Raw genomic sequence first — 13664 nt, forward strand, 5'->3', positions numbered from 1 at the left:
GGGCAGGGCGGATCAGCCTGCAATCAGCTGGCGCGAGACGATCAGGCGCATGATCTCATTGGTGCCTTCCAGGATCTGGTGCACCCGCAGATCACGCACGATCTTCTCGACGCCGTAGTCGGCCAGGTAGCCGTAGCCGCCGTGCAGTTGCAGGCAGCCGTTGGCGACGTCAAAGGCGGTGTCGGTGACCATCAGCTTGGCCATGGCGCAGAACTTGGTGGCGTCATGGGCGCCGGTGTCCAGTTTCCACGCCGCCTGGCGCAGGAAAGTGCGGGCGGCCTGCAGGCGGGTTTCGTATTCCGCCAGCCGGAACTGCAGCGCTTGGAACTGGTTGATGGATTTGCCGAAGGCCTTGCGCTCGGACATGTATTGCACGGTCTGATCCAGCGCCGCCTGGGCGCCGCCCAAAGCGCCGGCCGAGATGTTCAGGCGGCCACCGTCAAGGCCCGCCATCGCGTAGGAGAAGCCCTTGCCCTCCTCGCCGATCAGGTTGTCCGCGGGGATCGCGCAATCGTCAAACTGCACCTGCGAGGTGGGCTGCGCCTTCCAGCCCATCTTGTCCTCAAGCGCGCCAAAAGACAGGCCCGGGTTGCCGTCCTCGACCACCACGGTGGAGATGCCCTTGGGGCCGTCCTCGCCGGTGCGGCACATCACGACATAGGCGTCGGAGTAGGAGCCGCCGGAGATGAACGCCTTGGTGCCGTTCAGGATGTAGCCCTCATTGCTGCGCTCGGCGCGGGTTTTCAGCGCCGCCGCGTCAGAGCCGGAACCTGGTTCGGTCAGGCAGTAGGAGAAGATTTTCTCCATGGTGCAGAGGCTCGGCAGCCATTTCTGCTTGGTCTCTTCTGAGCCGAACTTGTCGATCATGCCGCCGCACATGTTGTGGATCGACAGGAAGGAGCCAATTGCGGGATCGGCCATCGCCAATGCTTCGAACACCAGCGTGGCGTCCAGGCGCGACAGGCCGGAGCCGCCGTATTCCTCGGACACGTAGAGCCCGCCAAACCCCAGCTCTGCCAGCTGCGGCCACAGGGTTTTCGGGATGGTGCCTGCCTTCTCCCATTCTCGGGAATGCGGGGCGATGTTGTCCTGGCCGAATGCAAGAGCCATGTCGAAAATGGCCTGCTGTTCCTCTGACAGTGCGAAATCCATGCGCCGTTCCTCCCGTCGCTCAGATGAATTGAACAGTTGTTTATTTAATAGCGGCCAGCGGACGCTGAGGCAAGCTGCGCAAATGCAAAGCCGCCGTGCAGCAATGCCGCGGTTTCCCGCCCCGCGGTCAGGAGAAAATTAAGAAACTTCGGCGAAACTCTGTCTCAAACCGGTCAAGTGCAGGTGAATCCTGCCTAACGCATTCCAAAAGGAGCAGGCGAAGTGTCAAATTCTGGGGCGCAGCATTTTCTGGCAACCAACCTCAGCGGGCCCGCAAAGGGAGCGGGCAAAACACTGAATTTCCCGGGCGCCGTGGCCAGCAACGAACGGGCAAATTTCGCCATGGCAATGAAGCATGGCATGATCAAGTCGACCGATGCGCCGGTCAGGGAGCAGGTCGTGCGTTTGATGAAGCTGGCCCGCCGCAAGGCGATTGAGCGCAGTTTCGACGATGCGGTCTACCTGATGCAGCAGGCGCTGGAACTCGACCCCAAGAACCGGGGGGTGCACACCGCGCTTGGCGAGGTGTACGAACTGATGGAAAAGCGCGACAAGGCGATCCTTTGCCATGTTGAGGCACTGCGGCTTGAGCCGCGGAACCCGGAATGCCTGTCCTACATTGGCAGTTTTCTGATGCGGATCGGTCAGGAAGAGGAAGCCATCAATTACTTTCAGGACTGCCTGAAGTTCGCCCCGAATAACGACGTTGTCTTTGCCCGCATGATGCACCTGAAGCGGCATAAATGCGACTGGTCCGACTTTGACAAGACACGCCGGAAGATCAGGAACAGTACCAAGGCTATGACGGCGATTGACCCGTTTTCGTTCCTGAGCCTTGTCGACGATCCCGAAATGCAAATGAAGTTTTCAATCCTTGCAGCCAACGTCAACAGGGTCTGCAAGAGCGAGACCGCCACATTCACCGCACCGCTGGCAAAGAAAGACAAGATCCGGATCGGCTATTTCTCCTGTGATTTCCTGAACCACGCGACCATGTTCCTGATTGGCCGGATGTTCGAATTGCATGACCGGGAGAAGTTCGAGATTTACATCTACGACTACGGCGCCATGAACGACAATGAAGGCCGGCAGCGGGCAGAAGACTCCGCTGATGTCTACCGGCATGTCGGCGGTATGGCGAGCGAGATAATCGTCGATCAAGCGCGGGCGGATGGCCTGGACATTGCCGTCGACCTCAAGGGGCACACAAAGGGCAACCGGGTCAACCTGTTTGACCACCGCATGGCGCCGGTTCAGGTGTCGTATCTGGGCTACCCTGGAACCTCCGGAGTGGACTCCATCGACTACATGGTGGCAGACCCAATTGTCGTGCCGCCGAAGTACCGGAAATACTACACGGAAAAAGTCCTCTATATGCCGGACTGCTACCAGTCCAATGATGACCAGCGTAAGGCCGCTGAGACGAAGCCCACGCGAGCGGATGTGGGCCTTCCGGAGGATGCGCTGGTGTTCTGTTCCTTCAACAGTTCCTACAAGGTGTCGCCGGATGAATTCGATATCTGGATGAAACTGCTGAAGCTGGTGCCGGACAGTGTTCTGTGGTTCTACGCGTCCAGGGACGGCATCCGCAAAAATGTCCTTGCGGAGGCGAAGCGGCGCGGCGTCGGCCCGGAACGGATCGTATTTGCGGCCCAGGTCAAACAAGAGGAACACCTGGCGCGTCTGCCGCTGGCGGATATTTTCCTGGACACTTTCTTTGTCAACGCCCACACCACTGCCAGTGACGCACTGTGGGCCGGCGTGCCGGTTGTCACCAAGATCGGCAAGCAGTTCGCGGCCCGGGTTGCCGCCAGCCTGCTGCACTCCGTCGGGCTGGATGAGCTGACCGCAACCACACCGCAGCAATACCAGGCGCTGGCGCTGAAGCTGGCCCGCGACCGGGAATACCTGGCGGATGTGAAGGCACGGGTGAAACAGGGGATCGAGGACGGCCCGCTCTATGACACTGAGAAGTTCACCCGCAACTTCGAGGCATTGCTGGAAAAGTCGCTGGAGCGTTTCAACGCCGGGCTGAAGCCGGACCATATCAGCCTGTCCTGACAGCCGGCCAAAACAAAAACAGGGCGCGGAGTTTTCCGCGCCCTTTTCTATTCAGCCTGCCGCTGCCGCCACGTAGGTCAGAGCAAGCGCACCTGGGTGCCGATCTGCACCAGCTCATACAGGTCTTCGACGTGCTGGTTGTAAAGGCCGATACAGCCGGAGGAGCTTTGCCGTCCGATCTTGCGGGTGTCATGGGTGCCGTGCACCAGATAGGCCGGCCAGTCCAGATACATGGCACGGGTGCCCAGCGGGTTGTTCGGAACCCCGCCTTCGATTGTCACCGGCAGCGACGGGTCGCGCTCGCGCATCGACGCGGTCGGGGTCCAGCTGGGGTTTTCCTTCTTGCGCACCACTTCGGTGTAGCCGCGCTTGGTCAGGTCCTCTGTCATAGGCACCGAAGAGGGGAACAGCCGGTAAGTTTCGCCGTCTGCGCCCCAGTAATGCAGCGCGCGGGAGCTGATGTCGGCCAGCAGGCAGCCAACGCCCAGTGTCTCGAAATGATCCTGCCAGTTCTGCTGGGTGAAGGCGGAGGTGTTGCGCTGCACCGGCACTTCCTCGCGGATCGCCGGTTCGTTTTGCGGGAAGGCGTCTGTGGATTGGGCGCGCAGAAGGGCCGGGGTGGCCAGGGTTGCGCCAAGACCCATCAGGGTTGCGCGGCGGGTGATGCGGAGTTTGGTCATATTTCCTCTACCGTGCTGCTCGAAAACTCCGCCGCAAGATAAGCATGCCAACGAGTTTTCCTAGGGGCGGCATAGCGGAATTTCCCAGCCTCACAAGCTTGTGTTGTGCCGGGCGGCGGAAGATTGCCGCCCTGGCATCAAACAACAGTCAGGCTGACAGGCTGCGGGCCTGGGCAAAGGACAACAGGCGCTTGCTGTCCTCGTCCCACAGGTGCAGCCGGGCGTTGGCCAGGCTTTCACGAATTGTCATCCGGTTGCCCTCGGCCAATTCGGCATGGTCGCGCAGAACCTCGGGCAGGCGGTAGAAGGGGATGCGGCTGTAGAGGTGGTGCACATGGTGGATGCCGATATTGGCGCTGAGCCATTGCAGCACCGGCGGCAGCACGTAATGCGAACTGCCGTGCAGCGCGGCGTCATGCAGCTGCCAGTCCTCTTCCTGCTCCCACTGGGTGGTCTCGAACTGGTGTTGCACATAGAACAGCCACAGGCCTGCGGTAGCGGCGATCAGGGTGGCTGGAAGGAAGATCAGCACCAGCGGCATCAGCCCGCCGAAGTACCAGATCAGTCCCAGAGCGGCCAGGATAGAGGCATTGGTGCCCATCGCGCTGATCCAGTAGCGGGCCTGGCCGGTCAGGCCGTAGGGGATGCGGTTTTGCAGGAAGAACAGGTAGCCGGGACCAATGGCGAACAGTGTCACCGGGTGGCGGTACAACCGGTAGACCAAACGGTCCCAGCGGCTGGCGGCGCGATATTCGGCCACCGTCATTGTGTGGATGTCGCCCATGCCGCGCTTGTCCAGGTTGCCATGGGTGCTGTGATGGATCGAATGGGTGCGGCGCCAGACGTCATAAGGTGTCAGGGTCAGTACGCCGATGATGCGGCCGACCCAGTCGCTGACATGCCGGTTGGAAAAGAAGGACCCATGACCGCAGTCGTGCTGGATGGTGAACAGGCGCAACAGGAATGCGGCGATCAGCACGGAAATGGCCAGTGTCAGCCAGTAGCTGACAGACAGCGACCACCATGCCAGCGCCCAGAGCAGCAGGAAGGGCACCACCGTCACGGCCAGCTCAAAGCTGCTGCGCAGGGGGTTGGGGTCGCGGTATTGGGCCAGGATCTTGACCCAGTCGCGGGCGGTCTTTGCAGCCGCCTGCGGCTGGTCCGGTACTTCTGTCTTGCTCATGCGCCTGCCGTTTGTCTGTCTGTTCCTGCCCGGATAGACGAGTTACGCGGCGGAACAAGCAAAAACTGGCTGAAAAGCCTATTTTAACTTACACCGTGCCGTCAAAAGCGCCGCGGAAACCGGCGGTGCATCTGCCCCTGATGTCTGCAAAGGAAAAAGGCCCCGAAGTTTTCGGGGCCTTTTCCTGTTAGTCAGCAGTGGTTTAGTCCATTGCCTTGAAGTTGAACTCGCCGCCTTCCTTGATGCCCGAGGGCCAGCGGGAGGTCACGGTCTTGGTGCGGGTGTAGAACTTGAAGCTGTCCGGGCCGTGCTGGTTCAGGTCACCGAACATGGATTTCTTCCAGCCGCCGAAGGTGTGGTAGGCCAGCGGCACCGGGATCGGCACGTTGATACCCACCATGCCGATGTTCACACGGGAGGCGAAGTCACGCGCGGTGTCGCCGTCACGGGTGAAGATCGCGGTGCCGTTGCCGTACTCGTGGTCCATCGCCAGCTTCAACGCTTCCTCGTAAGTGCCTGCACGCACAGTGGAAAGCACCGGGCCGAAGATTTCCTGCTTGTAGATGTCCATGTCGGGGGTGACATGGTCGAACAGGTGGGCGCCGACAAAGAAACCGTCCTCGTAGCCCTGCAGTTTGAAGTCGCGGTTGTCGACAACCAGCTTGGCGCCCTGATCGACACCGGACTGGATCAGGCCAAGGATACGCTCCTTGGCGGCTGCGGTCACAACCGGGCCCAAGTCGACGTCGTCGCCGGCGGTGTAGGGACCGACCTTCAGGGTTTCGATGCGCGGGATCAGCTTTTCGATCAGCTTGTCGGCGGTTTCCTCGCCGACCGGCACCGCAACGGAGATCGCCATGCAGCGTTCGCCGGCCGCGCCGAAGCCTGCGCCGACCAGCGCGTCTGCGGCCTGGTCCAGATCAGCATCGGGCATGATGATCATGTGGTTCTTGGCACCGCCGAAGCACTGGGCGCGCTTACCGTTGGCGGTGGCGCGGGAATAGATGTACTGCGCAATCGGGGTGGAGCCCACGAAGGACACGCCCTGGATGATGTCGCTGTCCAGGATGGTATCAACCGCCTCGCGGTCGCCGTTCACCACCTGGAACACACCTTCGGGCAGGCCGGCCTCGACAAACAGTTCCGCCAGCATCAGCGGCACGGAGGGGTCGCGCTCGGACGGTTTCAGCACCACGGCGTTGCCGCAGGCCAGCGCCGGGCCGACGTGCCACAGGGGCATCATGGCCGGGAAGTTGAACGGCATGATCGAGCCGACAACACCCAGCGGCTGGCGCATGGAGTACATGTCGATGCCGGGGCCTGCGCTGTCGGTGAATTCACCCTTCAGCATTTGCGGCGCGCCGACGCAGTATTCGATCACTTCCAGGCCGCGCTGCAGGTCGCCCTTGGCGTCCGGGATGGTCTTGCCGTGCTCGCGGGACAGGGCCTCTGCCAGCTTGTCCATGTCGCGGTTCATCAGGCCAACCATCGCCATCATCACGCGGGCGCGTTTCTGCGGGTTGGTGGCGCCCCATGCGGGCTGCGCAGCGGCAGCTTTTTCGATCGCATCGGTGGTTTCCGCAGCGCTGGCCATCGGGCACTGGTACTGCACTTCGCCGGTTGCGGGGTTGAAGACATCGTCAAAGCGGCCCGAGGTGCCGGAGACCAGTTTGCCGTTGATAAAGTGGCCGAGTTCTTTCATCGGATCCTCCTCTGTTCATGTTGCCCTTATCGTAGGCTTGCAAAAAACACTGGAAAAGAGGAAACATTTCAAAGAGGCTTTGCAGGAACGCAAAAGGTTAACGCCAGGTTAGCAGCAGAACGGAGGACCCGGGGCCAATGGATCCGCAGTGGGATGATATGAAAGTGTTTTTGGCGGTGGCGCGGGAGGCGAGCCTGTCCGGCGCCGGCCGCATCCTCAAGATGGACCCCGCCACCGTCGGCCGCCGCATCGCCCGGTTCGAGGCGGCGCTGGAAACCCCGCTGTTCGTGAAATCGCCGCAAGGCTATGCCCTCAGCGCAGCTGGCGACCGTCTGCTGGTCCATGCCGAAGCGGCAGAACAGGCCATGAGGGCAGGGACGGAAGCCTTGAGCGGCCCGAGCGACACCATGTCTGGCCAGATCCGCATCGGCGCGCCGGACGGCAGCGCCAACTACATATTGCCGCAGGTCTGCGCCCAGATCGCAGAGGAAAACCCGGATCTGGACATCCAGATCGTGGCTCTGCCGCGCGTCATCAACCTCAGCCGCCGCGAAGCCGACATGGCAGTCACGGTCAGCGCCCCCACCGCGGGCAAACTGCTGGTGCAGAAGATCTGCGACTATAAGCTGCACCTTGTGGCCTCGCGCCATTACCTGAAGGAACACCCGCCGATCGAAAAGCTGGAAGACCTGAAGGGTCACAAGATGATCGGCTATATCCCGGACATGATCTTCGACAAGGAACTGGACTACCTGAACGACATCGGCATTGAGCGGGTGGCGCTGGCGTCCAACTCTGTCTCGGTGCAGATCAAGATGGCGGCGCAAGGGACGGCGGTCTGTATTGCGCATGATTTCAGCCTGCCGGCCCACCGTATGCTGCGCAAGATCCTGACCGACAAGGTGAGCCTCACCCGCAGTTTCCACCTCGTGCGGCACCAGGGCGACCAGCGCAGCGAGCGGCTGAACCGATTTGCCCATGCCTTGTCCAAGGGCATCCGCGACGAGGTGGCCCGGCTGGAAGCCTTGACTTAAAGCTGCGTTGCGGCACACTTAATTTATTGAGAAGTTATTTCCGGAGGTCCCCAGCGTGCTCGTTCAAGAGATTTTAAAGTCCAAGGCCGGCTCGGGTGTTGTTACCGTCAGCCTGTTTGCGAGTGTCGCCGAAGCTGCAAAAGTGATGGCAGACAACCGTTTCGGCACCGTTGTGGTATCCGCAGACGGCGAATACCCGGATGGCATTCTGTCGGAGCGGGATATCGTGCGGGAACTGGCCAAGGACGGCGCAGGCTGCCTGACGGAGCCTGTCAGCGGCTATATGACCAAGGAACTGGTCACCTGCACCAGCCAGTCAAACGTCGGCGAAGTTCTGCAGCAGATGACCGACGGCCGGTTCCGCCACATGCCGGTGGTTGAGGAAGACGGAAAGCTCATCGGGATCATCACCCTTGGCGATGCCGTCAAGGCGCAGCTGGCCCAGGTAGCGATGGAGAAGGACGCGCTGCAGGACATGATCATGGGCCACTGAGCCCGCAAGCCGGCGCGCGGGGCACTTGGCCGCAGGCTGCGCTTCCGTATTTCTGCCCCCTTGCAATGGCGGCTGCAAATATGTTTGCGTGTGCAGAAATTTCTGACAAGGCAGGAGGCCGCCCATGCGCGTTGGTCTGTATCCCGGCACCTTTGATCCGATCACCATCGGGCATATCGACATCATCCGCCGCGCCAGCGCGCTGGTGGACAAGCTGGTGATCGGCGTTGCCATCAACCGCGACAAGGGGCCGCTGTTCCCGCTGGAGGAGCGGGTGGCGATGATCGAAGCGGAATGCGCCAAGCTGAGCGATGAGACCGGCACCGAGATCATTGCGCATCCTTTTGAGAACCTGCTGATCGACTGCGCCCGCGACGTGGGGGCCCAGATTATCGTGCGGGGGCTCCGGGCGGTTGCTGACTTTGAGTATGAGTTCCAGATGGTCGGCATGAATCGGGCGCTCGACAGCTCAATCGAGACCGTGTTCCTGATGGCGGAAGCCCGGCATCAGGCAATTGCGTCGAAGCTGGTGAAGGAAATCGCCAGGCTGGACGGCGACGTGTCGAAATTCGTCACGCCGCTTGTCAATGACAAGCTGATGGAGCGGTTGGGCAAAACCGGCTGACACCGTTTACAGGTTTGGACGCAGGCAAAGCCGGGCTGACGCCCGGCTTTGTGCTATCTGTGGAACGCTGCGGGACTGTGCGGGACGTCAGCGCCAGAAAGCAGCCCAGTCGATCAGCGCAAACAGCTTCTTGCCGAGAAAGATCATGTGCGTGTCGCCGAACAGGGCGATGTCAATCACGGCGGCGGCAATCAGGAACAGCCCGAGGTAAATGGCAATCCGGTTTGTCATGAAAGCTCCGCCGCAATTAAAAACGCCCGCCCAGATAACCTGAGCGGGCGCGAATTCTCAAGGGTCTAGGGGCGTTTAGCCCAGCTTGCCCATCGCGACGGCGACGTCGGCCATGCGGACCGAGAAGCCCCATTCGTTGTCGTACCAGGCCAGCACGCGCACCATGCGGTCCTCGACCACGCGGGTCTGGTCCGGTGCGAAGATCGAGCTCTCCGGGGTGTGGTTGAAGTCGGTGGAGACCAGCGGCGCCGGCTCATAGCCCAGCACGCCCTTCATCGGGCCCTCAGCAGCCTCTTTTACGGCGGCGTTGACCTGCTCGGCGGTCACGTCGCGGCCGGCGCGGAAGGTCAGGTCCACTGCAGAGACGTTGGGCGTCGGCACGCGGATGGCGGAGCCGTCCAGGCGGCCTTTCAGGTTCGGCAGCACTTCGCCCAGGGCCTTGGCCGCGCCGGTCGAGGTCGGGATCATCGACATGGCGGCAGCGCGGGCGCGGTACAGGTCCTTGTGGCGGCGGTCCAGGGTCGGCTGGTCGCCGGTGTAGGCATGGATGGTGGTCATGATGCCATGCTCGATGCCGAACGCCTCGTCCAGCACCTTGGCCAGCGGCGCCAGACAGTTGGTGGTGCAGGAGCCGTTGGAGATCATGGTGTCGGAGGCTTGCAGCTGGTCGTCATTGACGCCGAACACGATGGTCTTGTCGACGTTCTTGCCGGGGGCGGACAGCAGCACTTTCTTGGCGCCGCGCTCCAGGTGCGCCTTGGCCTTTTCGCCGTCGTTGAACTTGCCGGTGCATTCCAGAACGACGTCGCAGCCCGACCAGTCCAGCTCGTTCATGTCATAGGTGGAGAACATCTGCATGTCGCCGCGGCCCAGGTTCATGGTGCCGTCGCCGATGGTCACTTCACCCGGGAAACGGCCATGCACGGAGTCGTATTTGATCAGATGCGCTGCGGTTTCCAGCGGGCCGGTGGCGTTCACCTTGATCACCTCGATGTCGTCGCGGCCCGAGGCGGCGATGTGCGACAGGGTGCAGCGGCCGATGCGGCCAAAACCGTTGATCCCGACTTTGATGGTCATGAGTACGTCTCCAAGCGAGCAAAACCTTTGGCCGCCATATAGACCGGGGCGGATGTGGTCTAAAGGGGTAAAAGCGTCATTAAATGAAACTGTTAGCGCAAAATCATGATGTTGGCGATAACGGTTTGTGGCGGTGGCGGTAACGGAAATCCGCGCCCCGCGTGCGGTGGCGCTAACGCTTGTGCTGCGGCGCGGAAGAAGGCAGATTGCCACTCAGACGCGAACAGGGATTGAGGAAATTGGCATGAGCGGATTGCTGGCGTTGCTGGATGATGTGGCGGGGATCGCCAAGGTGGCAGCGGCCTCGGTCGACGATGTGGCGGCAGCGGCGGGCAAGGCCGGGGCCAAGACCGCGGGCGTGATTATCGACGACGCCGCAGTGACGCCGAAGTATCTGCAGGGGTTTGCGCCGGCCCGCGAGTTGCCGATCATCTGGCGCATTACCCGAGGCTCCTTGTTCAACAAGCTGATCCTGCTGATGCCCGTCGCCATGCTGCTGGCGAATTTTGCGCCTTGGGCAATTACGCCCTTGCTGATGCTCGGCGGGTCGTACCTGTGTTTTGAAGGTGCTGAGAAGGTCTTTCACGTGCTGTTCCCGCACGCCAGCCACGCCATCGACGAGGATATGAGCGTCAAGGACCCCGGCCATCTGGAAGAGCAGAAGATCAAGGGCGCGATCAAGACCGATTTCATCCTGTCGGCCGAGATCATGACCATCGCGCTGGCCGCCATCGAGGCGCCGAACGTCTGGATGCAGGCTGCGACTCTGGCGGTGGTGGCGATCGGCGTGACGCTGGCGGTCTACGGCTCTGTCGCGCTGATCGTGAAGATGGACGATGTGGGCCTCTACCTGGCGCAGAACGCACCGACGCCGGTGGGGCGCGGGCTGGGGCGCGGGCTGGTCAAATTCATGCCGGTGCTGATGAAGATCCTGTCGGTGGTTGGCACCGCGGCGATGCTGTGGGTCGGCGGCTCCATCATCATCCACGGACTGGAGGTGCTGGGCTTTGGCTGGCTGGGCCATCACATCCACGACTGGGCCTATGCCGTGGGACATGCAGTGCCTGCGGGCTGGACCGGCTTTGCCGAGTGGACTGCCAAAGCAACGATGGACGGGGTGTTTGGTGTGGCCTGGGGGCTGGTGCTGATCCCGCTGGCGACCAAGGTTATCGGGCCGGCGATTGCTTCGGTTTCTGGGAAGAAGGCCAGCCATTGAGCAAAATGCCCGTGCGAAGCACGGGCAGCGCCCGGACCGACCCCACGGGGAGGGCGCTTCACGCCCACCCCTCGGCCCGGGCGCCGGGTTTGTGGACTGCACAAACAGAAAAGGGGCATCCGCTTGGATGCCCCTGTGTTCGTTCTTATCTGTGAACTGACTTAACCCAGCAGCTCTTTCACCTTCGCCACGGTGCCCTCGGCGGTGATGCCGAAGCGCTCGAACAGCTCGCCTGCCGGGGCGGAAGCGCCGAAGCGGTCCATGCCGACGAAACCGGCTTTCTTCTCCTGGCCGCGCTCGCCCAAGAGCCAGCGGTCCCAGCCGCCGTCGCGGACAGCGGCCTCGATGCCGACGCGGACCGGGCCTGCGGGCAGGACCTTGCGGCGGTAGGCTTCGTCCTGCTGTGCAAACAGCTCCATGCAGGGCATGGAGACGACGCGGGTGCCGATGCCTTCGGCCTCCAGCTTGGCCTTGGCGTCCATCGCCACGGAAACCTCAGAGCCGGTGGCGATCAGGATCACCTGGCGCTTGTTCTCGGCCTCGGCCAGCACATAGGCGCCTTTTTCGACCATGTTGGTCAGCTTGTGCTCGGTCCGGACGGTCGGCAGGTTCTGACGGGTGAGCGTCATCACCGACGGGGTTTCCTTGGAGGTGAGGGCGATTTCCCAGGCCTCGGCGGTTTCCACGGTGTCGGCGGGGCGGAACACATAGGTGTTCGGGGTGGCGCGGCAGATCGCCAGATGCTCCACCGGCTGGTGGGTCGGGCCGTCTTCGCCAACGCCGATCGAGTCGTGGGTCATCACGAATACCGATGGGATTTTCGACAGGGCCGCCAGACGCATCGCCGGGCGGGCATAGTCGGTGAAACAGAAGAATGTACCGCCGTAGGGGCGCATGCCGCCGTGCAGCGCCATGCCGTTCATCGCCGCGGCCATGCCGTGCTCGCGGATGCCCCAGTAGACATAGCGGCCCTTGCGGTTGTCGGTGTCAAACACGCCCAGGTCGCCGGTCTTGGTGTTGTTGGAGCCGGTGAGGTCGGCAGAACCGCCCACGGTTTCCGGCATGATCGGGTTGATCACTTCCAGCGCCATCTCGGAGGATTTGCGGGTGGCAACCTTGGGCTGGGTCTCGGAAACCTGCTTTTTCAGCGCCTTGATGGTGGCCGACAGTTTCTTCGGCGCATCCAGAGAATAGGCGCGGTTGAAGCGGTCCTGCTTCTGCTGCGACAGCTCGGCAAAGCGGGCTTCCCAGGCTTCGCGCTCGGACTTGCCGCGCGAACCGATCTCTTCCCATTGGGATTTGATCTCTGCGGGCACTTCAAACGCGCCGCCGGTCCAGCCGTAGGCGTCCTTGGCCGCTTTCAGCTGATCGGGATCGGTCAGGGCGCCGTGGCCCTTGGAGGTGTCCTGCGCGGCGTGGCCCAGGGCGATGTGGGTCTTGCAGGCGATCATCGAGGGTTTCTTCGATTTCTTCGCCACGGTGATGGCCTCGTCGATGGCAACCGGATCGTGGCCGTCGATTTCCAACACCTGCCAGCCCGACGCCTTGAAGCGCTGCACCTGGTTGGTGCGGTCGGACAGATCAACGGTGCCGTCGATGGTGATGTTGTTGTTGTCCCAGAAGACAATCAGCTTGCCCAGCTGGTGGCGGCCTGCGAGGCCGATGGCTTCCTGGCTGATGCCTTCCATCAGGCAGCCATCGCCGGCGATCACATAGGTGTGGTGATCGACGACCTTCTTGCCGTAATGGGCGCGCTGCATTTCCTCAGCCATGGCAAAGCCGACAGCGTTGGAGATGCCCTGGCCCAGCGGGCCGGTGGTGACCTCCACCGCGTCGATCAGGAAGTTCTCCGGGTGGCCCGCGGTGATGGCGCCGGTCTGGCGGAAGTTCTTGATCTGATCCAGGGTGACCTGCTTGTCGCCGGTGAGGTACAGCAGCGAGTAGATCAGCATCGAGCCGTGGCCTGCCGACAGGATGAACCGGTCGCGGTCCGGCCACTGCGGGTTGGATGCATCGAATTTCAGGTGCTTTTCGAACAGCACGGTGGCGACATCGGCCATGCCGATCGGCATGCCGGTATGGCCGGAATTGGCGGCGGCAACCGCGTCCAGGGCCAGCGCGCGGATGGCGGCGGCTTTGTTCCAATGTTCGGGATTGGCGGTGCGCAGGGCTGTCAGGTCCACTTGGATTGTCCTTTGGCGTTAACAGGC

General features: G+C 62.1%; 12 protein-coding genes. 5 read left to right on the top strand and 7 right to left on the bottom strand.

Annotated elements, in window-relative coordinates; all coding sequences use genetic code 11:
- Nucleotides 1-12: 12 nt before the first annotated feature.
- Nucleotides 13-1152, bottom strand: coding sequence for an acyl-CoA dehydrogenase family protein (locus RA24_RS06015; protein ID WP_019296911.1), 1140 nt, complete (start codon nucleotides 1150-1152; stop codon nucleotides 13-15).
- A gap of 342 nt (nucleotides 1153-1494) precedes the next feature.
- On the opposite strand from RA24_RS06015, the gene RA24_RS06020 reads away from it, so the two are divergent.
- The gene (locus RA24_RS06020; protein ID WP_152612816.1) at nucleotides 1495-3213 is read left to right on the top strand and encodes an O-linked N-acetylglucosamine transferase, SPINDLY family protein; all 1719 of its coding nucleotides are present in this window, start codon (nucleotides 1495-1497) and stop codon (nucleotides 3211-3213) included.
- Nucleotides 3214-3290: 77 nt separating this feature from the next.
- On the opposite strand, the gene RA24_RS06025 is transcribed toward RA24_RS06020, so the two are convergent.
- The 3 genes from RA24_RS06025 to RA24_RS06035 all read right to left on the bottom strand — a co-directional run bounded on the left by RA24_RS06025 (nucleotide 3291) and on the right by RA24_RS06035 (nucleotide 6778).
- Nucleotides 3291-3893 (bottom strand): L,D-transpeptidase, encoded by a 603-nt coding sequence (locus tag RA24_RS06025; RefSeq protein WP_019296913.1) that lies wholly within the window; start codon nucleotides 3891-3893, stop codon nucleotides 3291-3293.
- Nucleotides 3894-4041: 148 nt separating this feature from the next.
- On the bottom strand, nucleotides 4042-5076 hold the full coding sequence (locus tag RA24_RS06030; protein WP_039146094.1) for a fatty acid desaturase: 1035 nt from the start codon (nucleotides 5074-5076) through the stop codon (nucleotides 4042-4044).
- 202 nt (nucleotides 5077-5278) lie between these two features.
- Entirely contained in the window at nucleotides 5279-6778 is a 1500-nt protein-coding gene (locus RA24_RS06035) for a CoA-acylating methylmalonate-semialdehyde dehydrogenase (RefSeq protein ID WP_019296915.1), read from the bottom strand.
- A gap of 137 nt (nucleotides 6779-6915) precedes the next feature.
- On the opposite strand from RA24_RS06035, the gene RA24_RS06040 reads away from it, so the two are divergent.
- From RA24_RS06040 to coaD, 3 genes are all read left to right on the top strand, one after another.
- A complete protein-coding gene (locus tag RA24_RS06040; protein WP_039190489.1) occupies nucleotides 6916-7812 on the top strand; it encodes a LysR family transcriptional regulator in 897 nt (298 codons plus the stop codon).
- Between the two features lie 55 nt (nucleotides 7813-7867).
- Nucleotides 7868-8305 (top strand): CBS domain-containing protein, encoded by a 438-nt coding sequence (locus RA24_RS06045; protein ID WP_039146086.1) that lies wholly within the window; start codon nucleotides 7868-7870, stop codon nucleotides 8303-8305.
- Between the two features lie 124 nt (nucleotides 8306-8429).
- On the top strand, nucleotides 8430-8930 hold the full coding sequence (gene coaD, locus RA24_RS06050) for a pantetheine-phosphate adenylyltransferase (RefSeq protein WP_019296918.1): 501 nt from the start codon (nucleotides 8430-8432) through the stop codon (nucleotides 8928-8930).
- 87 nt (nucleotides 8931-9017) lie between these two features.
- Here coaD and RA24_RS22465 read toward each other — a convergent pair whose 3' ends face one another.
- Both RA24_RS22465 and gap read right to left on the bottom strand, forming a co-directional pair.
- Entirely contained in the window at nucleotides 9018-9161 is a 144-nt protein-coding gene (locus RA24_RS22465) for a hypothetical protein (protein WP_019296919.1), read from the bottom strand.
- Between the two features lie 75 nt (nucleotides 9162-9236).
- Entirely contained in the window at nucleotides 9237-10238 is a 1002-nt protein-coding gene (gap, locus tag RA24_RS06060) for a type I glyceraldehyde-3-phosphate dehydrogenase (protein WP_039190490.1), read from the bottom strand.
- A gap of 244 nt (nucleotides 10239-10482) precedes the next feature.
- On the opposite strand from gap, the gene RA24_RS06065 reads away from it, so the two are divergent.
- The gene (locus RA24_RS06065) at nucleotides 10483-11454 is read left to right on the top strand and encodes a DUF808 domain-containing protein (protein ID WP_039190492.1); all 972 of its coding nucleotides are present in this window, start codon (nucleotides 10483-10485) and stop codon (nucleotides 11452-11454) included.
- Between the two features lie 161 nt (nucleotides 11455-11615).
- Here RA24_RS06065 and tkt read toward each other — a convergent pair whose 3' ends face one another.
- The gene (tkt, locus tag RA24_RS06070; RefSeq protein ID WP_039190494.1) at nucleotides 11616-13637 is read right to left on the bottom strand and encodes a transketolase; all 2022 of its coding nucleotides are present in this window, start codon (nucleotides 13635-13637) and stop codon (nucleotides 11616-11618) included.
- Nucleotides 13638-13664: the final 27 nt, after the last annotated feature.

This window comes from Leisingera sp. ANG-M6, assembly GCF_000813905.1.
Classification (GTDB): Bacteria; Pseudomonadota; Alphaproteobacteria; order Rhodobacterales; family Rhodobacteraceae; genus Leisingera.